8 protein-coding genes (1 of these 8 running past the window's edge) are annotated in these 21,989 nt (G+C 70.0%); 2 read left to right on the top strand and 6 right to left on the bottom strand.

Features of this window, described 5'->3' with window-relative positions:
* Both G361_RS45455 and G361_RS0130420 read right to left on the bottom strand, forming a co-directional pair.
* Positions 1 to 14,691: the start of a GntR family transcriptional regulator gene (locus G361_RS45455; RefSeq protein WP_019930921.1), read on the bottom strand. It extends 44,928 nt beyond the left edge of the window; only the first 14,691 of its 59,619 coding nucleotides appear in the window; it begins with the start codon at positions 14,689 to 14,691; its stop codon lies off the left edge, out of view.
* 207 nt (positions 14,692 to 14,898) lie between these two features.
* Positions 14,899 to 15,972: a phage tail tip lysozyme gene (locus G361_RS0130420; RefSeq protein ID WP_019930922.1), complete on the bottom strand. Its 1,074-nt coding sequence runs from the start codon at positions 15,970 to 15,972 to the stop codon at positions 14,899 to 14,901.
* 179 nt (positions 15,973 to 16,151) lie between these two features.
* Here G361_RS0130420 and G361_RS0130425 point away from each other — a divergent pair, with 179 nt between their 5' ends.
* Positions 16,152 to 16,592 carry a hypothetical protein gene (locus G361_RS0130425; RefSeq protein ID WP_026343693.1) on the top strand — a complete coding sequence of 147 codons (441 nt, stop codon included), beginning with the start codon at positions 16,152 to 16,154 and terminating at the stop codon, positions 16,590 to 16,592.
* A 17-nt stretch (positions 16,593 to 16,609) separates the two neighbouring features.
* On the opposite strand, the gene G361_RS0130430 is transcribed toward G361_RS0130425, so the two are convergent.
* The 4 genes from G361_RS0130430 to G361_RS0130445 all read right to left on the bottom strand — a co-directional run bounded on the left by G361_RS0130430 (position 16,610) and on the right by G361_RS0130445 (position 21,420).
* Positions 16,610 to 19,108 carry a LuxR C-terminal-related transcriptional regulator gene (locus tag G361_RS0130430; protein ID WP_019930923.1) on the bottom strand — a complete coding sequence of 833 codons (2,499 nt, stop codon included), beginning with the start codon at positions 19,106 to 19,108 and terminating at the stop codon, positions 16,610 to 16,612.
* Positions 19,109 to 19,269: 161 nt separating this feature from the next.
* On the bottom strand, positions 19,270 to 19,845 hold the full coding sequence (locus tag G361_RS0130435; protein WP_026343694.1) for a dihydrofolate reductase family protein: 576 nt from the start codon (positions 19,843 to 19,845) through the stop codon (positions 19,270 to 19,272).
* Between the two features lie 147 nt (positions 19,846 to 19,992).
* A complete protein-coding gene (locus G361_RS0130440) occupies positions 19,993 to 20,529 on the bottom strand; it encodes a hypothetical protein (RefSeq protein ID WP_019930925.1) in 537 nt (178 codons plus the stop codon).
* 162 nt (positions 20,530 to 20,691) lie between these two features.
* The gene (locus G361_RS0130445) at positions 20,692 to 21,420 is read right to left on the bottom strand and encodes a MerR family transcriptional regulator (protein ID WP_019930926.1); all 729 of its coding nucleotides are present in this window, start codon (positions 21,418 to 21,420) and stop codon (positions 20,692 to 20,694) included.
* Positions 21,421 to 21,591: 171 nt separating this feature from the next.
* On the opposite strand from G361_RS0130445, the gene G361_RS0130450 reads away from it, so the two are divergent.
* The gene (locus G361_RS0130450) at positions 21,592 to 21,978 is read left to right on the top strand and encodes a DUF1707 domain-containing protein (protein ID WP_019930927.1); all 387 of its coding nucleotides are present in this window, start codon (positions 21,592 to 21,594) and stop codon (positions 21,976 to 21,978) included.
* The last annotated feature ends 11 nt before the right edge of the window (positions 21,979 to 21,989 follow it).

Here is a 21,989-nt window from a genome sequence, read left to right on the forward strand (position 1 = left end):
CCGGCCGGGCCCGTCGCCGATCTGCCGGGCGGCGACGACCGCGGCCACCTGGTTGCGGGCCGACGTCCGGGCCGCCAGCCGGGCCTCGCCCCGGATCGTCAGGTCGCGCGCGACCTCGATCAGATCGGCGGCCCATTCGCCGGGTTCGGCGGGTGCGGTCGCGAGAAAAGCCTCGATCTCATCGGTCAGGGCGCGCAGCATGGCAGTGGCGGCGGTGACCTGTCCCGAGAGCGCCGGATCCGCGCCGGACTCGAATCCGGCCATCGCCCACTCCGCTGGGACGGTCGAATCCGGTTGCGCTTCTTCGGATTCCGCCGAATCCAGTACCGCGCGCAGCCGGCCCGCGAGAATTCGCTGCCGGGAGCGGGTGGACGGCGAATCCTGTACCAGCACCCGGCCGTGTTCGGCATCGATGCGGACCAGGCGCCGAACGGATTCCGTGCCGCCGACGACCTGCCGATCGTCCCACTCCGGCGGGACCGCGTCCTCGGTGCCCACCGTCTCGAAAGTCTCCACCCACGCCTGGATTCCGGGAACGAGCACCCGGCCGGCAGCCACCTCGGTCCCGGCACGGGCCGCGGCGGCCTCCACGATCGCCGCGGATTCGACCTGGGCGAGCAGTTCCGCGAGCTCGTCGCCCGGATTCTCGGCGGCACTCAGCGTCCGCACTCGTTCCAGCAGCCCGGCCAGGTGGGTGGAGGGCGACAGTGCGCGCCAGCGCGCCGGACCCGCGGCGGCGAGCGGATCATCGGGATCCGGCGATCGCGGATCGGACCGGGGTGCGTCGGACGACCCGGGGGTGGATCCCGGTTCGTCCGCGCGGTCGGTCGTCCCGACCGTATTCTCCAGACCCGCTGCGGCCGTGAATGTTTCGTACAACGCACGCGACCGTGCGGCAGCGGCGGCGCGCACGACCTCGCGCAACACGAACAGGTCGTCACCGATCATCTGCTCGGCGAGTTCGCCACGATTCTCCGTCGCGGCGCGCTCGAGCAGGACCCAGGCCCCGTGCATCGCCGTGTTCGCGGCGCTCTCGAAATCCATTGCCAGGTCCGACCGGTCGCGCGTCTCCTCGCGGGCCCGAACGAACCTCCGGCGGATCTCCGGATCCGATTCCCCGTCGGCGGAACCGGGCCACACCTGCGCGGAGTTCACGGAACCGTATCGCGGCCAGAACGATTCGAGGTCGTAGAGCAGGATGCGGACGTACTCGAACGCGTCGGAGCCGATCCTCGGCTCGGCGCCTTCCCAATCCAGCCGCCGCGCCCGCAGTTCCAGATATGTGCCCCGGGTATCGGCCGCCGCCCGGTCACGGATCTCCAGCCAGCGGACCTCGACGCCGGTCACCCCGAGATCGCGTAACACCTCGAGGTCGTCGGCGCCGAAAAGCGCGGTGGCGCCGGGGATCGGCGACTGCACCACCAGCCGGTGGCTCTCGTCGAAGTACCAGTAGACGCCCTTCCGTCCCCCGATCGCGGTGCCGTCGTCCGGCGTGAGGGCCGCCGCCGTCCGCACGCGCATCCTGGCCTCGGTCTGCCACCTCGTCTCGGTGAGCATGACGAGTGCGGCGGTGAGGTCCCGGACGGTCTGCTCGGCGGCGGCCGAGGCCGGCCGGACGGTCGACGCCAGCACACTCCGAGCATGTCGTTCGGCATCGTCGATCATCAGACTCAGCCACGACAATGCCCGCACGTACGGCTCGCCGGACAGGAAACCGGCCTCCGGCACCACCTCCGCGTCACTCCAGGACACCTCGCCACCGGTCGGCCGCCACGCGGCCAGCTGGTCGGCCGGCTGCGATCGGGTGGCCGCCACGGCCTGTTCCAGCTGCTGCCGCAACGCGTCGTGCTGCTCGCCCACCACGCCGGGAAGCTCGCCGACCCACACCGAACCGTCCGCGTCGACCGCCACCCGCCGGACGATCACCGGGGTGTCCGGCAGGTCGAGCAGACGCGGGTCGACCACGGCGTCCGGGCCCGCGAACAACTCGATACGTTCGGGCACGCCGTCGACGAGCACCGCCACCCAGCCCGCCGCCTCGTCCGGCTGGGTCGTCACGCCACGATCGGCGGCGACCGCGGCTACCGCGACCGCCTCCGCCGCGGTACGCGCCGACCGCGATCCGGCCGGCGCCGCGGCGAGAATCTCCCGGATTCGTGCCTGGGCGTCGGCCGGCGGGACGTATCTGCGCGATCCCGCCCGATCCGCCGGGACCGTCTCCGCGCCGGGAGACAGTCCCGGAATGGGGAACTCGGTGGCGGGCACCGCCGTCGGCGCGGGCTCGGCGACCGGCTCACCGTGGTCGAACCGCCGGCGCACGCCGTGGATCGTCTCCGCTCCGGACAACGGGACGACGGTCGTTTCCGGGAGCGGGACACCATAGGCGCGTCGATAGAATTCGCGCCGGCGGTGCAGCGCGATGACCTGATCGGCCCAGCGCTGCACCGGGTTCCGGGCCTCGGGACCGGCCACCCACAACAGCACGGCGGTGTTCTCGCCGGCCTCGCCGGCCGCCTGCCGCAGCGCGGATTCCACCGCGTCCGCGGGTGCGTTCGGGGCCGCGGGATCGACGATCAGCACGCGCAGCCGGGGCGCCCGCTCGAGGTCGCCGTAGGCCAGCGCGGTACCGCCGTCGGCATCCAGCGCGTACAGGGAACCGGGTGTGGCGCTGTTCCGGTTCGCCTCGGAGACGACATGATTCGCCAGATCGACCTGTCCCGGCAGCATCCGTGCCGCCGACTCGATGTCGCCGTGGCCGGCAGCGGTGAGAATCGATCGGAGGTGGGATTCCAACAGCAGCCCTTGGACATTCGCGGAAAGGCTTCCGCTCCACGACCGTTGCGGCCACACACCGTCGGCGTCCATCGCCGCGAACGCGGCGACGGCGTAGGAAAGCCGTTGGCGCAGCACGTGATCACGCCACCCGGCCGGCAACGCGCCGAGCACCCAGTCGGGCGCGTCACGCACGAACACCGCGCGGCCGACCTCGTCGAGGTTGAGAAACGCACGGAGGGTGCGCCATTCGTCCGCCGGACCGACGACATCCGGTTCCGGCTCGTGACGCCATCGATGGTCCGGCAGTTCGGCCCGTTGCCCCGCCGGCAGCGCCCTGGCCCGGATCGCCGCCAGCGCGGCGGTCCAGTCCATCGGGTGCGCACCGTGTGCCCCGGCCAGTGCCGCGCGTATCGTGCGCAGCCACCGGGTCCGCAGCGCGTCGGACACGAACAGCCACATCCGCGCGTCGTGGTCCCGCAGATCGCCGAGCAACCGGTCGGCCTCGGCCGCGGACCCGGCGCGAGCGACGAGTTCCGCGGTACAGGCCGCCACCTCGGCCGCTTCGCGTGTATCCATCGCCCAGTCGGCCAGGCGGAGCCTGGTGGCGCGCTCGACGAACTCACGCCGCGCGCCGCGCAGCAATTCGGGATGTTCCCGTCGGAGCGAATCGAGCCGGTCCGGTGCGAGAGCACCGGAATCGCGCAGGAATTCGTCCAATCGGTCCATCGCCCGGTACAGCGAGTCGTACCCCGGTTCGCGCGGGGTCGCGGCCGCGTCGCCGGCGAAATCGCTCGCCTGCCATTCGGTGAGGTGGATCGAACCGTCGGCGTCGACATCCACCTGCTGATGGACGATGCGCCGGACCCCGTTGCGGGCCAGGTCCGGTAATGCGGCGGCGGGGAACAGTTCCCAGGCCGCGGCCCGCGGCGCGATCACCCGCAGCGTGCCGTCCTCGGTCAGCGCCGCGAAGCGCGACGTCCACACCGGCGGATGTTCCGCGACGGACGCCCGCAGCAATTGCGCGGCCGCGACCATCGCCGCCATCGTCCGCGACGGACCGCGGGCATCCAGCAGCGCCTCCAGTTCGGCCAGTTCCAGCCGGACCGTGCGCTGCTCGGCGGTGGTCCAATGCTCCGGACTCGGCAGTCCGGCGCGGATCCGGCGCACCCGTTCCGCGACCGCGCGCAGGGCCTGCTCGAGGCTCGTCACCTGCGCCGACTGCGGCACGACCGGCCCGGTGGCGCGGCCGTCCGACCGTGTCCAGAACTCCGCGCCGGCGGGTGGTGCCGCCACGCGGCCGAATTCGGGAGCCCCACGAGATTCGGCCGCGCGCACCGAGCTGTACAGGCGAGCCCATTGGTCGTGCTGGAACAGCAGCAGATTCGCCAGCGTGGTTTCGGACGCCGCCGCGGGAACGGTCCGGATCTCCCCGTTCTCGATCCGCACCTGGTACACGACGACGGACAGTCCCTGTACGGCCAGCGCCTCCAGCAATTCCGCGGAGGTTCCGTCCGGCGCACCGGCCGTGTACACCTCGAGCCGGGGTGTGCCGCCGACGAACACCCAGCTGTCGGCCGAACCGGAGTCGATCGGAATGCCGCCGCGCCGGGCGGCGGCGACCGCCACCGCCGCCTGTGGATCGCTGGAAACGCCTGCGGCGAGCCCGATTTCGGCACCCACGCCGGGCTCGGAAAATTCCCGGTTCAGATCCTCGCGCAGCGCCCCGAACCAGGCCGCGGACTCCATTTCCGGCAGGGCGCCGTACCTGGCATCGGTCTCGTCCCAGAGGTCGTCGGCGGTGCGCCCGGCCGCTTCGCCGATTTCGGTGACCACCGTCCACAGGACGGCGTGCAGTTCCGGCCGCGCCGAGTCGATCGCCGCGCTGCCGGCGCCGGTCGCCCGCGCGGCGACGTCGCGTTGCGCGGTCTCCAGATACTTGTTCCATACGCTGCGACGCGATCGGAGTTGCCGGTCCGGGTGGGGGAAGCCGTGTTCGTGGACGCGGTCGAGATGCGGTGCCAGGATCTCGTCCAACCGCCGACCGGCACCGGCGCGGTCGAGTGCCGGTGCCGCGTCCGGAACGTCACTGTCCCATTCGGTGATCCGCACCGTACCGTCCGGTGCCACGTCCGTGCGGGTGAATTCGATCCGCCGAATTCCGTAGGCCGCCAGGCTGGCTCGTGCGGCATCGGTGGTGAACACGGTCCACGGGTACGCCAACGGTACGGACACGCGCAGCACGCCGTCCTCGGCGATCTGCGTACTGCCCGCGCCCGGCGCGCCGGGCGCGGGCAGTACGGTCCCGGCGGCGGCCGCCGCTGCCTGCGTCCGCGCCTCGACGCGATACCGCTGCAACATCTCCAGGCGATGCAGCAGCTCCCGGCTGCGGCGCTCCTGCGTGAGCGACCACGACGGCGCGGCGAGCAGATCGTCCAGCGTCGCACCGTATTCGGTGGTGAAGGAGCGAATCCCGTTCTCCACGGCGGCGACCCAGGCCGCGCGCGCCGGATCGATGTGGCCGGGCGCCGCGGACGATTCGGTCCATTCGCCGGAGGCGGCCGATTCGTCGCTCGCCCAAGGCATTCGATCGAGCTGTTCCCGGGCTCGGCGCAGCCGCTGCACCTGTTCCTGTTGCCGGATGGGTGTCGCCGGATCGTCGGACACCAGCACCCGGCCACGGCCGTCGCCATCGAAGCGGATGTCGATCCGGCGCTCGACCACCTCGAATCCATTCTCGGCAAGGCGTTCTCGTACCGCACCGGACAGCGGTGACACCACGCCGACGGGCACGAACAGCTCCAGCCGGGGCGAGACGCCGTCGGCGAGCACCCATCCGGGCCGCAGCTGCCGGCCACCCTGTTCCACCGTCGCCGCCACCAGCTCCGCCGCGGCGCGCTCGGCAACCACATGCCGTGCGGCCGAGGCCGCTTCGGTGCTCTGCCCGGCCACATTGCGGAGGGCGGCGACCGCGTCCGCCAGCTCAGCGGACGGTTCGAACTCGCTCCACCCGTCCGGCATCTCCGAACCGGAGGCCGGCGTTCCCCCGGAATTCCCGCCACCTCCGGCACCGGACGTCGGCGGGCTCGCGTCCGAATCGGCCTGTTCCGCAGACGATCCGGGCCCCACCGCATCCGGTTGCGCCGCGCCGGCATCGTCCGCCGCGGCGGACGCCGGGTAGACCGCCAGCGCTGCCGCGATATCGCCGAAGATCCCCCCACCGGTGAGTGCCGGCGGCCGGCCGGTGATCTTGCCCTCGCGTGGTCTCGCACCCGAGTCGGATCCGTACTCACTCGGTACGAGATTGTCCTCGTCGTCGAGGGCGAAGTAGGCGACGAAGGCCTCTTCGATGTGCCCGAAGGATTGTTTCCACGGGATGTGTGGCTCCTCGCCGTCTTCGCCCTGCTCACCGGACCCCGCGAGCGGGTCGTAGATGCGGACCCGCGGAATGCGACGTGGTTCGTCCGCGGCGGCATCGGGGTCTCCGGAGTCGGCACGCTCGGGTTCCTCGACATTGGTATCGAAGACGACGACCTCGTCCCCCACCTTGGTGACGAAGTAGGAATGCATGGTGTCACCGTGGTCGACACCGCTGTCGAGCAGGACTACGGCGGCCTCCGCGCGGCCGGCCCGGACGTCCTCGATGATGTGGGCGAGCGGGTCGGGACCGGGTCGCAGGTCGGCGGCGATGAACCGGGCGCGGCCGGCGAGCGCGGCGCCGGGCGTGAGAGCATTCCGGAGGTGGCGCCAATTGTCTTGCCCTGGTTCAAGTTTCGCCGCGCCGCGGATACCGACCGCAGCTGCCACCGCCGCGACCTGCTCCATACAGGTCAGCAATGCCTCGGCGACCTTCCGCCGCCGGCGGAACAGGTCCCGGAGACGCTCCGCAGCCCGGTATTGCCGTGCCAGGGTGGCTGCCGCGGCGGTGCCGAAGGTCGCGGCGATGGTCCAGCCCACCGGCTGTGCACCCATGATCGACAGCATGGCGCCGGCGAAGCCGCCGCCCAGCGCCGAGGCGGCCCGGTTCCCCACGGTGTTGAGGGACGTCGCTCGCCCCCACACCTCCATCGGGATGACGCGGTTGCGGTAGGTACTCACGGCGACACCGCCCGCGCCCAGTCCCGTCCATCCGGCACCCAACGCTCCCGCGGCCAACCAGGGATTCGTGGTGGTCGCCTGCACCACGGCCGTCCCCACCAGGCCGAGCAGCCGGACGGACATCATCGTCTGGATTCCGGCCTTCTCCAGCCACTTCGTGGGTACCGAGTTCCCGGTCAGACCTCCGACCGGAATCAGCAGCAATGCCGCTCCGACCTGCCACCCGGGGAGGCCGGAGTTCGCGATCGTCGAGTTCAGGTAGAGCGATCCCATTCCCAGGTACAGATTGGAAACGGTCTGATTGATGCTGGTGTCCTGCAGCACCCGGTTGCTGCGAATGGTTTCGGCGCCGACGCGAAGACCGGTCCGGAAACTGGTCCAGAGCTTCTCCATATCGGGCCGGCTCGTGACCGGAATACTTCGCAAATTCGCCAGGGTTGCCAGGTTCCATACGTAGGACGCCCCGTTGATCACGAAGGGAAGGAAGTTGGCGGCCCTCAGCAGGATGGGGCCGAGACTCGTCCCCGCAATTCGTGTCAGGTTCTGCTGATTGGAGCTGAAGCGGGCCTGACCTCGCTGTAGTTCCTCGTCGTCGCCCAGTATCGCTTTGCGAGCCCGGCCGGAGCTGGCGGTATAGAGAGTGGTGGCGAACGCCTCGACGAATCCCGTGCCGACGAGGATCGGGATCATGTACGGAGAACCGGTGGCCACGGCGGTGCCGGCGGTCGTCGCGGCCGCCAAACCCATCGCCTGACTGACACGCAGCGTCCGTCGGATCTCGTGGAAATCCGCCATGTATCCGGAGACCGGCGCGGCGACCATATGCGCGATCTGGTTCGCCATCGCGACCACGCCGGCCACCCCCGGACCGGACTGCTCCAGGAGCAGCAACGGCATGGACGACTCCATGATCCGGTCACCCGCATCCGTGACCAGGCCCGCTTCCATGAGCCGGCGGAAGCTCCGGTCGGCCCGCACGAAACGCCAGAATGCGGAACCTTCGTCCGCACCGGGCTCGCCCGCGATCGTGCTGATCTCCGGTTCACGAATCCGCGGTACGTGATCGCCGTCCCGCTCGGGAACGTGAACGAGCACACCGTCGGTGGTCCGGTAACGGGCGACGAAGGCTTTCCGGAAATTCCGGTAACGGGGTTGCCATGCGTTGTCGCCGTTTCGGTCACCGTCATAGTTGCGGACGCGCGGGATATCCGGATCCGGCTGATCGATCAGGGTGTCGAAAACGAGCAGTGCGCCCTCGACATTCGTGATGAGGTAGGCATGGGCTTTCCGGCCGTCGTCGACGACGACGACGGCGGTGTCGGTGCCGTCCTTACCGGACCGGATGTCCTCGGCGACAGCGGCCATCGGATCGGCACTACCGGGCCGAGGCCGCGGCCCGGTCTCCGCGAGCTGGGCACCGATGCTGTCCTCGAAGATCCGCCAGTTGCCCTCCGCCGCCCACGCCGGATCGGTGTCGTCGGGTTCGGGTCCGGCGAGGGTGGTGCCGTGAAGGGCACGGAACACGCGAGAGACCTGAATCGCGCAGTTCCTGATCACCTCGCCCATGTCGAACGGCTGCTCGGATGTGGTTGCGTCGCCGCCGGTCACGGTTGTCTCGCGGTCGAACGGATCCGTCGGTATCGCCCCGCGCAGATCTCCGAGCAGCCGACTCTGCTCCGCCGCCCACGCTCGGCCGGCCTCCGCGATCGCCGCCGCGAACCACCGCTCGAGCTCCACGATCGCGCGCTCGTCCCCGCCGGCGACGAGATCCCGGAGTTCGGACGCCGTGGGCGTGATCGGGTCGTCCCCGTCGAACCCGTTGCGCGAAAACCCCTGAGGCGTCGGGGGATCGGCGGAACCACGGCTCCCGGCGACCGGGACGAACTGCCGGACCGGCTCCCGATCGTCCATCGCGACAGCGGTTTCCGCAGCGGCAGGGCCCTCCATCGAACCCACGCGGCTACCCGCGGGCAGCTTCCGGACGATCTCGGCCGTGCGATTCCGGACGATCTCGGGCGCCACACCCAGCAACTGCGCTGTCTGCTCCGGGTCCAGGTCCTGGGCTGCCAAGGCCAGGATCACGAAGTCCGCTGCGGACAACGCCTCGATGACCGCACGTGCCGTCTCCGACGCATCCACTTGTAGCAGACCGCGTTGCACCATGGCGGCCGCCAGCGCGGGACGGTCCGGCGATGCCCCGAGTTCGTGGGCGGTCGCCGCCAACATGCTCGGCAATGTGGCGATCGTCGCCGACAGGCTCGGAACGGGTTGTGTCTCGGCCTCACCCAGCTGCTCGTCGGCGGACCGGCCGGCCGCGGGCAGCAGCCCGTCGAACAGGCCCGCGGCCGAGACGACCGCGACCGAATGCACCAGATGCCGGGTTTCCAGCTTCCGCTCGATCTCGGCGAGGTGAGCTCGGATCAGCTGAGGAGAAGTACCGAGCGCCTGCGCCACCTGCGCACCGGACGCACCCTCGGCGAACAGTGCCAGAATCGCGAATTCCTCGGCGGACAGTTCCTGAGCGGCCCGGCGTCTCGGCTCCGGCAGGGTGACGTGCAGGAGGCCGCGTTGCACCGCGGCGGCGGCGAGCGCGGGGCGGGTGGGGCGAACGCCGAGTCTGCGGGCGAACGACGCCATGATGTCGCGCAACTCGGCGAGGGTCACCGACAGCTGCGCCGCCAGCTCGGTGTCCTGCGTGGGTGCCAGTAGCGCGCCCAGGATTTCGAGATCGGTGACTGCCGACGGCGCGGCCGGCGCACCCTCGGTCTCGGCGGGCGAGGTGTCAACTCGAGTCGAATCATCGCCAGTAGCAACGATTTCCGAGGCGTCCGGATGTGCCCGGCCCGGCCCGACCGCCACAGTGGTGCGCTCCGCCGCCGTTGTGGACGGATCTTCTGCCACCGGGGAATCGTCCGGCTCCGCGTCGGCCACCACCGCGGCCCGAGGCCCTTCGGACTGCCCGGTGCCCGCCGCAGCGGCTTCGGTGGTGACCGAGTCCGGTTCGGACGCATCGGGTTCCGCCGGATTTCCCGATCCGGGCGCCGACCGGCCCGGCGCGGATGTCGGCGGCGAGTCCGGTGCGGCTGTGGCAGCTGCCGCCGGATCGTCTCGCGGCGGTGTACTCGAATCATGCTGTGCCGCAATGGCCGAGGGTGCGTCGTCGCGTGCGGCACCGTGCCCGGAAAGCCGGTCCGGGGACGAGGTGTTCTCGCCGACGCCGTCCGGAGTGCCCGGCGAGTCGGCCTCCCGGGTACCGTCGGCCACCACCTGCGACGTGTTCGGGGCGGTATCGGCATCGGCCGGCACCGGCTTTCCGTCCGGCGAAACGACCTGCTGCGCAGTCTGTTCCGTCGGCGAATCCGGCTGATCGGCAGTGGTGGCGCCGGATGTCGTGGCCGGCGGCGCGTTGATTTGCCGAACGGCAACGGGTGTCACGTCCGGCGGCGCGTCGGGTCGCCGATCGGTGACGGCGGCACCGGATATCGCGATCGGCGGCGCGTTGGGCTGTTGCCGGTCGGCCCCGTTGAACAGCGGAATCGTGTGCTCGACATCCGGATTGATCGTCGGCACCAGTTTTCGCACGCCGAGCTCCGCCGCTTCCAGGCCGTGGCGCGCCTCCCGGGTCGGGTCGACACTGTATTCCGTTGCGGCATCGGCATACTGGATGACCGCGATCTGCACGTTCGGGTCGGGGGACAGGAAGAGATCGTCCTTCGACATGTACACCTGCACACTGCCGTTGCCGCCGTTGCGCGCGGTGCGATACGCCGCCTGGATGAAATTCGTCTTGGCGAGCACCGGATCCGCGGCCGACCAGCTGGTGATCATCACGTGCAGGCCACCGAGCGCGTTCACCTCCGGGGACACCGGGATGTCCACTCCGCGCGCACCCTGCAGATTGATGATCAGGACCTTGCCCTTGCCACCGGCCTCGTCGAAGATCGCCTGCAGATCCTCTTCCCAGGTGGCATGGTGCGCCAGGAACCAGTCACCGTCGACGGCGACGCTCTCCACGCCGAGATCGTCCAGCCCGGTCTTGTATCTCGCGACATCGCTGTTGCGCGGGCAGATCGCCAGGACCGGTCGCTCGCTCTCGTGCATGAGCTGGATATCCCCGAGAACGAGATCCACTTTCTCCGCGTGCGTCTCGACCGCCCACGGCACCGCTTCCAGCAATTGGGACGCCTGGAACGCGGGAATCTTGACGACATCCTTCGTGCCGAAATCGTTCACCAGATTCGGCTGCACGTCCTCGTTCGTGCCCGACGCCCCTACCTTGGTCTCCATTCTCGCCATCAACTCCGGCACCGTACGGCTCTGCGAGGAATCCGAATCGGCTCGGATCTGCACACCGGCCGCGGCCTCCTCGGCCTCGACCGCCTGTGCCAGCCCGTTGTTCCAGCGGCTCTCGGAGGATTTCGCGACATCGATCATCGGTTTGCCGGACTCGTTCAGGATGACGATCATCTTGCCGCGTTCGGGGTGGTCGAACACCAGATAGTGGTCGCCCTTCACGAACTCCCATTTCGCCGAGGCGGCCATCGCCAGCCGATGCTGCTCGGCGGGAGTCATCTCCCGTCCGAGATACTCCTGGACCTTGGCGGAACCTTCCGGGGTCAGCCGGGCCGGACCACCCACCTGTCCCGGCGCGCGCCCGAAATCCGCCTCGGACAGGATCTTCTCGGCATTCGGGATCCGCGTGCCGTGGGCATCGTTGCCGAGCAGTTCCTCCAGGAATTTCTTCGCCGTCTCCACCTGGTGCCCGGTCGCCACGTCGGCCTGTGCGCCGACACCGTCGGAGATGATGAAACTGGAGCGGCTGTGTACCAGCGCCGCATCCATTTCGTCGATCAGGACATGCTCACCGGAGATCGGAAAGCCCTTCATCTCGGCGAACGCCAGTTCCTCGAGCAGGCCGATGGCGATGCCCGGATGTCCGTCCCGCGGTTGGACATTGGGTCCGTCGCTCTGCATTCGCGAGACGTCGAAGCCGTATTTACCCAGGACGCGGGCGAAATGCTGGAAGTCCCGGCCGGCCAGGGAATCCAGTGTGGTGTACACGTGGACGAATCCGGTACGCCGTGCCGTCAACGCGCCGGCCGCCAGAAATACCAGCGATTTGCCCTCCCCGGCCCGCATATCGATGGGGTGCCCGTCCACCATCGCCAGCGTGCCCATCACCTGTGTCCACCGCAGCACCTTGCCGTCCTCGCGCCGGATGGCCTCCAGGACGGCCAGCATCGCTTCCTGGTCGTCACCGTGCAGCAGCATGTCCGACAACTGTTCGTCGGACACCGATCCCCAGTCGCGCGCGCCGAAATCCTCGAGAACCTGTTCGGCCTGCGTTCGGTAATGGTCCGCGAGCGATTCGGGCGAACCCGGCTCGTCCGGGTCCGGATGGGCGCCGCGCGCTGTACCGCTGTCCGAATCGCCGCGTTCGTGCTGCGGGCCCGCCTCCTCCTCGGAATTGTCCCGCGACTCACCGGTACGGGCCGTCCCGTCGTCACGCCCCGCGGACTGCTCCCGGTCCGGGCGACCACCGCCGGTGTCGTCGCGGCCGGAACCGGTATCGCGGGGCCCGGAATCGGAACCGTCACCGCGCTCCGGTCGCACACCCGGATTCTCCTCGGGCCGCGGCCGGGCCACCCCGGTCTCACGACCCGACACCTCGTCACCGGCGCGGGCCGGGCCGGCTACCTCTCCGGCCGGCGGGGCATCACCGCCGGCCGGGCCTGCGCCGACAGCCGGAGCCCGGCCCCGCGGCGTGTCGGCCGCGACCGCACCCACTCCGGCCGGAACGGGTTGCTGTGCCGAATCCCCTGTCCGCGTGAGTGTTTCGGTGACAGACCGGACCTCGGTGGCCGACCGGGCGGACCGGTTCGCGGGGCGCTGTTCGACCTCCCCAGCCGATTGCTCCGCATCGGATACGAGCACCGCCGCGGGTGTCTGCTCGGCCTCGTTCTCCTCGCCTACGGGATGTTCGCGACCACTTTCCTCGGAGCCGGGCCGGGGGCCGCGAGTCGGCGCGACGCCGTCACCCTCCTCGGCACCCGGCCGGGGGCCGCGAGTCGGTGTGGCCCCATCGTCTTCGGCCCTGGTGTGCTGCGTCGGCGCATCGTCGTCCACCGCGACCTCTGCCGTCTCGTCGACGGCACCGGCCGGCTCCGTACCGGGTTCGCCGGACTCGACAGTGGTTCCGGCACGGGCCGTTTCGGCATCGGGCTCGGCGGTCGTCGCGCCGGTGCGTCGCGGTGCCTGCGCATCGGAAGCCACAACCGCTGCGGGCGTGGTTGTTTCGGCGGTGACCTCCGGCCGCGCGGCCGGCCGCTGGGGCGCCCGCTCGTTCGCGCCGGGCCTCGGGTCCGCGTTCACCGGCGGGGTCGTGGTCACCGCATCGGGCCCGCTGTTGTCGGGTGTCGTCACCGGGTCGGGCGATCGCACCACCTCGGATCTCGGTGCAGGGCCGGCCGGAACATCCGCCGTACCGCTGTCGTTCGGGCGTACGACCTCGACAGTGCCTGTGTTCGTAGGAGTTTCGGCAAGCGGTGCGGGATTGCCCGGTTCTCCGGCCCCGGTGTCGGGCTGGGCGGATACCGGCCCGGAGTCTTCGGCCGCCGCAGTCGGAATCGACTTTTCCGGTGGGGCAGTCGACTTCGGATCGCCGGCGGCGGGCCGCGAGCCCGGAACCGCTGCGGCGCCGTCGTGGGCGGTATCGGCGACCACACCGCCCGGTGACACCGAATCCGTTGTCACAGAACCATTCTCGCGCGCTCCCGCTGGAACGCGAGCGAAGAAGTTCTTGTCGATCGACGACTCGTCCGGGATCACGATCCGTTCGCCGGTCGGCTGCGAAACCCGCGGCGGCGCAGTTGTGTTCGTCGTGGCGCCCCCGACACCCGTGGCACTCGCGGCATTTCCGGCATTCGCGGCGTGCACGGCGCCCCCGGCATGCACCGAACTACCGACCACACCGCCGGCGAAGCCGGTCATCAGCAGGTGCAGCGTCTCCTTGCTCCAGAAGGATTCGAGTTGCCCGGTCTTCACCTCGACCGCCGCCATCGCGGCCGCGCCACCGACACCGCCCAGGGCCGCCACCGTGAGCGTCGACAGCACCGTCGCGAGCACCGGGCGTTCGATCCGGGCGGCCACGAAGCGCATCAGCGACGGTCCCGCCAGCATGCCCACCGCCGCGCCGCCGAGGCCGCCTGCGGCGCCGGCCAGAATTCCCTGCCGGATCGGCGCCATGTCCAGGTGATCCCGGTGCCCCTCCAGGATCTGGATCTCCTCCGCCCCCAGCTGGACCGCGCCCATCCAGACCCCGCCGGCCACCGTGGCATGTACGAGCATTCCGGCCCGAGTGGCCTGATAGGTCAGGCCTTTCCCGAAGATCCGATCCAGCAGTTGCAGGAAGAATCGCTGCCACCCGGTCCGGGCAGCCGTGCGATCGGCCGCCGCCTTCATCGCTCCCGCCTGCAGCATCAGCGCGTCGACCGCCAGGTTGGTGACGATCACGACCGCCATGCCGTCCCACGTCAGCAGGCCGAACTCGATATCGTTGGCGACCTCGTAGCATTGTTTCGCCATGCTGTCGGCGTAGTCGGCCATCTGCCGGATCTCGCGGGCCTGCTGCTCGGCCGCTGCGACGATCCCCGAAACCGTGGCGCCGGAGCCCGCCGAACCCAGCGCGGCGATCGCGGAATCCAGCTCCGTGGCATGCGCTTTCAGCGACTCCGCCGAGGCCGACCACCCATCGCCGACTCCCCGCAGCCCGTTCGGGTGCCCGTGCAGCCGCGGCCCCAGCACGGCCTCTGCCAGACCCATCGGAAAATCTGACGGCAAATTCATCGGATCACCCCGACAGGGCTTGCCGAATCACGCGATCTCCTCGTTCCCATACCGCTGGAGATCCGGTCCGGAAATCACGGGTAACACTGGTCGATGAACATCATGCAACAACGAGCTTGCCGACACCTTTCCCACAATTGGCAAGTTCGGTCGGTGAGCCGGGCAGCCGCGGAGCCGCCGGGTTCACGCCGCGACGGTGGCGAATTGGGAGGCGAGATTGGTCGCGTTCGCCATCCGCTGATTGCGTGAGGTACCCGCGCTGCGTTCGTAGTACTGATCGAAGGCGGCCGCGGCGGCCGCGGGCGTACCCGCCGACTGCAGTGCCGACCACGCCTGCGATTCGCCGCCGTGCATCTCGCTCATCATGAAATCGACCTGGGTCTGCCAGTCGGTGATCGGCTTGCCCTGCGCCTTGGCGTATGCCTTCAGCGCCGACAACCGGCCACCCTCCCACTGACACAGGCCGAGCGCGCCCTCCGCGGAATTCCAGGCGCCGGTGTTGAAACTGGACTCGGTCTGCATATTGCCGACGATGCCGGCGGCCTGCGCGGGCGTCAGGTGGTAGTGCTCGATCAAATAGTCGTAGATCGCCTTGGCCGTGACCTTCTGTCCGCCGGAGATCTCCTCGGCCGTGACCGGGCCACCCGTCGGCTCACCGGAGGCATCCGACGGCGGAGGCGCCGAGCCGCCGTGACTCTCCGGATTGGCATCGGCGACGGCCTGGGCATAGGCCTGGAACTTGTTCCAAGCAGTGTCGAGATCGTGGGAGACATCCGTGACGCACGTGAGCAGGGCGGTCCGCACCCTCGCCTCGGTCGCGGCCGGTAGATACCATGCGTGCGTGTCCGGATCCTGGACCGCCTCGTTGTTCTTCGGATCGGTCAGGACGCCCTTCAGATCGTCGATCCGGCCCTTGATCGTCGTCCAGGTGTCGTTCGCGATCTGCCCGGCCTCGTAGGTCTTGGTGCGAACCCCGTCGTCCTGGGTCGTCAGCTTGGTCGTCAGCGCCGTGAGCTGCGCTTTCTTGTCGCCGTAGTCGCTGGCCATCTGGGCTTGCCCGGCGCTCTCGGTCGCCAGCTTCCCGTCCACGAGCTGCCCGATCAGGTCCGGGGGCTTCTTCGGATCGTCCCGGCCGAGCAGATCGACCGAATCCTGCAGCCAGGCCTCGACCAGGGCGGTCAGCTGTTTGAGACCGGACGACGCGTGCGAGGGCGGCACGAGCTCGACCTCGTGGAAGTGCGGGTCGTTCACACCCATCCGCGCAACACCCCACTTCTCACGAAACGTCCGTTCAGACCCGAGTATCGGTCATTCCCAGCACTGGGTAGTCATCGCACATTGGCTCCACATTCGATGTACCGTTATCTGACGGCACGATGAACGGCTCGGGAACACCGACTCCGAGCCGGCCGGCACAGCACAGGGAAGAAGCAGTCATGGCCCTCTCTAACAGAGCCAAGAAAATCGCGGTCGCCACCGCCATCGCCGGGTCGCTGGTGGTGGTTCCGGCCGGCTTCAAGGGCGTGTCGTTCGCCACCGGGGGATTCGGGGGCGGGCACAGCAACGTGGGCGGGAGCAACGGCTACAGCGTCGGCGACAGTCACGGCAACAGCCACGCGGTCGGCGACCAGAACGGCAGCAGTCACGTCGTCGGCGACCAGAACGGCAACAGCCATGTCGTCGGCGACCAGAACGGGACGCTGCACGGCAGCGGGGTGGGCAACCGGGACAGCAGCCAGGTCGGCCACGGCACCGGCAACGGCTATGACAACGGCCAGCCGGTCGTCCCGCCGCCGGTCGCTCCGCCCCCGCCGCCGAGCAACCCGGTCGACGCGGCGCTGAACAACCTCCACAACTTCTTTCTCGGCTCGCACTGACCGCGGTGCGCCGGGTCCTAGCCGGTTCCGGCGCGCCGCGTACCGCGGCGGGGCCGGCGCTGCGCCTCCAACCGCATCCGCTCGGCCAGGTCCGCGGGCACGTATCCCACGATCTCGGTGCGCGAGTTGATCATCAGCTTCTGCCGGATGGTGGCCACCTGAGCGTCCACCGTGCGCACGGAACTGCGGCGGCGGGCCGCGATGGCGCTGTTGGACCAGCCCGCCGCGGCCAGGATCGCGACATCGCGCTCGGCCCGGGACAGCACCGTCCAGCGGGTGGGCTCGTCGGCAGTGAACGCCTCGTCGGCGGACTGCGGCTGCAGCCCGTACTGCCGCAGCTGATCGAATTCCGGCCGCAGCCGCGCGCCCTGGTTCTCCGCCGCCGCGTACGCCGGCGCACCCAGCAGCGCCGCGGAAACCTGTGCGGCCAGCTCGATCTCGATGGACAGCAGCGGGATCTGATCGATCGCCACCCCCATCACCCGGTGACAGGTGCGCAGGGCGCCCACCAGTTGCGCCACCCGGGTCGCGACCCGCAGCGCCTCCGGCCCGCCGCCGGCGTCGGCGGCCGCGTATCCGGCCAGTTCGGCCGTCATCGCCGCGATACGGGCGCCGACCGCGAGGCTGGCCGTCCACATGTCGCCGTCGATCAGATGATGTTCCAGGACATCGCCGGTCAGGTCGAAGGACTCCTCGGTGCGGCCGTTCTTGGCCAGCGCGACCGCGCGCGCGAGCATCGCCCAGGCCCGGGTCAGATCCGAGCCCGACGCCCGCGCCCGCTCCAGATAGTTCGCGGTGGCCGCCAGCGCCACCGGCCCCTCGGCGGTGAAGGCCGAGGCGATGGCGACCAGCATGGCGCTGACCTCGGACCCGGTCCGGTCCCCGGACACCGTGAACTTGTCCCGGGCCCGCGCGAGCACCGCGACCGCGCGGGTGTCGCGGCGGGTCAGCATCAGCTCGGTCCCCCACATCCACTCCACCGGCGCGGGCAGGCCCATATCCCGCTCCGGCGCCTCGCGCCAGTCCGGCGGCAGCGGGCCGCAGGCCGTGGCGGCCGCGTCGAGCAGCCGGCCGGCCGCGCCGACCCGGCCCTCCCACAACGCGATCCAGCCCAGGACCGCCATCGCGCCCAGGCGCAGATCCAGCGAGGCCAGACCCGCCGGGGCGGTGGCGGTCAGCGCGTGCTCGGTGAGCCGGGTCAGCGCCGGCCCGTCGACGGTCACGAACGGAACCCACATCCACAGCAGCGCGGTGGCTATCTCCAGTCCGACCACCGCCTCGACCGGATCGCCGAGCCCGCTCTCGACCGCCACGAAGATGTCGTCCCAGCCCGACTGCGATCGGTCCAGCCAGGTCTGGTCCTGCGGCTTGTCCCAGACGAATTGTCCCGCAACGAGTTTGTCGCGCCAGTAGCGGCGGTGCCGGGCGGCGGTGCGGGCGGCGTCGTCCGGGTCGCGCCGGGACAGCCGGTCCCGCGCGAACACTCGCACGCTCTCCACCAGATACCACTGCGCGACATCGGAACTCAGATGCGTGGACAGCAGCGAACATTCGGCGAGCCGCTCCAGCAGCGACTGCACCACCGCCGCGGGCAGTTCCTCGTCCGCGCACACCGCGATGGCGGCCTCGGCGGTGATGCCGTTGCGCAGGGTCTGCTCGTCGTCGGTGACGTAGCCGGCCGCGAACGTCGACAACCGTTCCAGCAGCAGCTGTTCCTGCGGGCCGCACAGATCGAAGGACCAGGCCACCACGTCGTAGACGCCGCGGTGGCGCGCCTCGACCCCCAGCCGCGGGCCGTGCGACCAGCGCAACCGCTGATCGTCGTGATCGCCGCTGAGTTCGCGCAGTACCGTCGCCGGCGGCTGATACCGCAGCCGGGCGGCGGCGAGGCGGATGAACAGCGGATTGTGATCGACGCGCCGGCAGATGTCCTCGATGGCCTCCCACTGGTCCTCGTCGGTGACGGTGCGGCCGGTGAGCTGCATCCGCTGCTGGAACAACTGCACCGAATGCGCCACCGACAGCGGCGGCACCGCGACCAGATACTCGTCCACCCAGCCGATCGGCTCCCGGCTGGTGGCCAGGACGGTCAGGCCGGGCACCGCCTCCAGCAACGCGGTGATGGTCGCGCCGACCTCGTAGAGGACGTGTTCGCAGTTGTCCAGCACCAGGATTCGATGATCCTCGGGGTCGCCGCCGGTCACCGACGGCACCCCCGATTCCATCCGATGCCCGGCCGCGGGATCGATCGACGCCGCCGAGCGCACCGTCTCCTCGATGACCGAGCCGGCCACGAGTTCGGCCAGCGCCGCCCAGAACACCGGGACGTGATCGCGCCGATGCACCCGGCCCGCCGCCTCCGCCGCCAGCCGGGTCTTGCCGATGCCGCCGGGACCGGTGAGTGTGATCAGCCGGGCGCCCCCGGACAGCAGGGCATCGAGCCGGTCCAATTCCAGCTTCCTGCCGATGAATCCACCGGCGGCCGCTGCGGGAATGTCATCACCACCTACCGCCACAACTAACCGAAGTTAGTCGACGCGCGGGCCGAACGCCCGCGAATAGTCGTTTCACACCGGGCATCACGACCGGCCGCGCACCGGGCCCACAATGATCATCCAGCTGTTTCCGGTCGCCGGGCCCGGACCTCCGCCCGGTCCGGGGTCACGGCCGAGAACCGCTAAGCCGCGGAAGCCGGTTGGCGATAGTGCATTCCGACGACCGCGCTGTCGAAGGTGGTGACGTCGACCAGGCGCAGACCGGTGGTGTCGACGGTGGCCGGGAACAGCGGCACCCCGCCGCCGAGCCGGATCGGATGGACGAACAGCCGGTACTCGTCGACCAGGCCGTGCCGCAGGAATTCCGAGGCGATCTCGGCGCCGCCGAACAGGACCATCCGCAGCCCGGATTCGGCCCGCAGCGCCGACACCTCCGCGACCAGCCGGTCGGCGACCACCCGGGTGTTCCAGTCCGCGCGGCGCAGGGTCCGGGAGAACACGAGCTTCGGCTTCTGCTTCCAGCAGGCGGCGAAGTCGACGTAGAACGGGGAGATCGCGGGGTCGCGGTCGGCCGTGGGCCAGAAGCCCGCCATGATGTCGAAGGTCTTACGGCCGTAGAGGAACAGATCGGCGGCGCGCAATTCGTCCAGATGTGAGGCGCACAGTTCCTCGTCGACGACGGGCCAGTGCACCTGCTGATCGGCGCCCTCCGCGAAACCGTCGAGCGACATCTGCATCCAGAGTGTTACGCATCCCATCAATCGCAGCCCGTCTTTCCCCACGTCGGAAAGACGATTGTGCTCCTTTCGGGCCGAGCGCGCATCCGCAGCCGGCGGTGGACCTACTTAAGTAGGTCCACCGCCGGGGATCCGCCACCCGGATTCCGTTCCGGGAGAAGGGTTCTGCTACATCAGGATGCCGTCGACGCAGGACCGGCCGCTCCACCACTGGTACTGGTGCCGGTTCGCATCGGACCACTGGTTGATGCCGCCGACCGCGCGCCAGAACACGCTGTTGTTGAACGGCACCGCCTCGAAGACGTAGTCGGCGCCGGACATCACGGCATCGGCGACGCAGAAGTCGAAGAAGGAGGTGCCCGGCTGCCACGCGCCGAGGCTGAAACCGTTGGCCGCGTACTCGTCCGCGCCCGGATTCGGCACGGTGCTGTGGTGGCCCGGCGCGGGGGCGCGGTTCCACCGCACACCCGGGAAGGCCACGCCACAGGTGAAGGACCAGCCGCCGGCGTAGACGGTGGCGCCCTGGTCGTAGTCGTCACCGGCCCACTGGCAGGGCAGGCCGCCCGCGGCGGCGCGGGTCGACATGCCACCGAGGCCGAGGCCGACGCCGAGTACGGACGCGACGACCGCTACCAGCAGTGCCAGGACGCGAAGACTGGAAAAGGTTCGTCGGATGAAGGTCGGGCCTGCGGTGCTGTTGCTCATCAGGGACTCCGTGTCGATCTGGGGGCCTCCGTGTGTGCCGTTACCCGTCAGGCCGTCACGGAGGTTGTACCCGATTAATGTACCGCTACTCAGCGGCACGTTGTCGACGGGATTTTCCCACTGCTGGGAGCCTGGGTGCCGGAGCACCCGCGACAGCCGTGGTCAGGCCTGCGCCAGGGTCTCCGCGACGTCGCTGTCCTGCTGCAGATAGTGCGTGAGCAACCGGCCGATCAGCTCGGATCCGGCCTGGACCGGCGCCGCCCGGATCACGTCCAGCTGCGCCTGGAGGATCGCCCGGTCGGTGGGGCCGCGATCGGACTGCTGGTAGGCGACCCAGCCGGTGCGCTGGAACAGGTCCGCGAACCGGCGCGCGACACGATCGCAGTCGGCGTGCAGCTTCTCGATCTCGAGCAGCGCCTCCGCGACCGGGACGCCCACGTCGACCATCCGGTCCAGGGCCCGGACCGGCTGCGGGTCGGCCACCCGGTACATCGTGGCGTCCACCGGCTCGTAGAGGCCGAGCGCGACGACCCGGGCCAGCCCGCTGGGTACGCCGCGGTAGCGCTGCTCCAGCTCGGTGGCGGTGATCGTGCCGTTGTCCGGCGTACCGGCGGTTTCCGGTGTATCGGCGACCCCGAGGATGTGGCCGAGGTCGTCACCGCGGTCCCACGCGTTGAGCAGTTCCTTGATGCCGTTCAGCTTGATCCCGCGGTCCAGCAGCCGGCTGATGGTGCGTACCCGGTTCAGATGATCCGGCCCGTAGAACCCCGTCCGCCCCTTCACCTGAGGCGGCGGTAGCACGCCGCGCTCGTGGTAGACCCGCACACTGCGGACCGTCGTCCCGGCGGCCCGCGCGAGTTCATCGATCGTGTATTCGTCACCCCGCTGCATACGTACAGGAAACCACACCGAAACGAGTGTCGGCCATCGGCGGAGGGAGGACGAGAACACGTTTCCTCGGACTTCCGTTTTTCAGCACGGAAATTGCTCGAAAATATCGCCGCGAGTGGACTTCCCGTCCGTGGAAATGCGCGCGGCGCGGAGCCGTCTACGCTTTTTCGCATGACCGACCTGCCGAGCGTACGGGTGAGTGTCGCGGAACGGGAACGCGCGCTCCGGGAACTGTCCCAGCATTTCAGCGCGGGCCGGCTCGCGCTGCCGGAATTCGACCGCCGGGCCGCGCTCGCGGCCGCGGCGGACACCAGGGCCGACCTGGCCCCGCTGTTCACCGATCTGCCGGCGGCGGAGGCTCCCCCGCCGGCGCCGCACACCCCCGGTAATCCCCTGCCGGCCACCGCGACCGCGGTCGCGGCGATCGTGGTGCTCGCGATCGTGCTGGCCGTCCTGTTCGGCAGCGGGTACTGGCTGCTGCTGGTGCTGTTCGCCGTGCCGCCGATCGTCACGCTGGTCACGCGGCTGCGGCAGCGTGACGATGCCGCGGAGTTCTGACCGCCCGGCCG

It is taken from the genome of Nocardia sp. BMG111209 (assembly GCF_000381925.1).
Taxonomy (GTDB): Bacteria; Actinomycetota; Actinomycetes; order Mycobacteriales; family Mycobacteriaceae; genus Nocardia.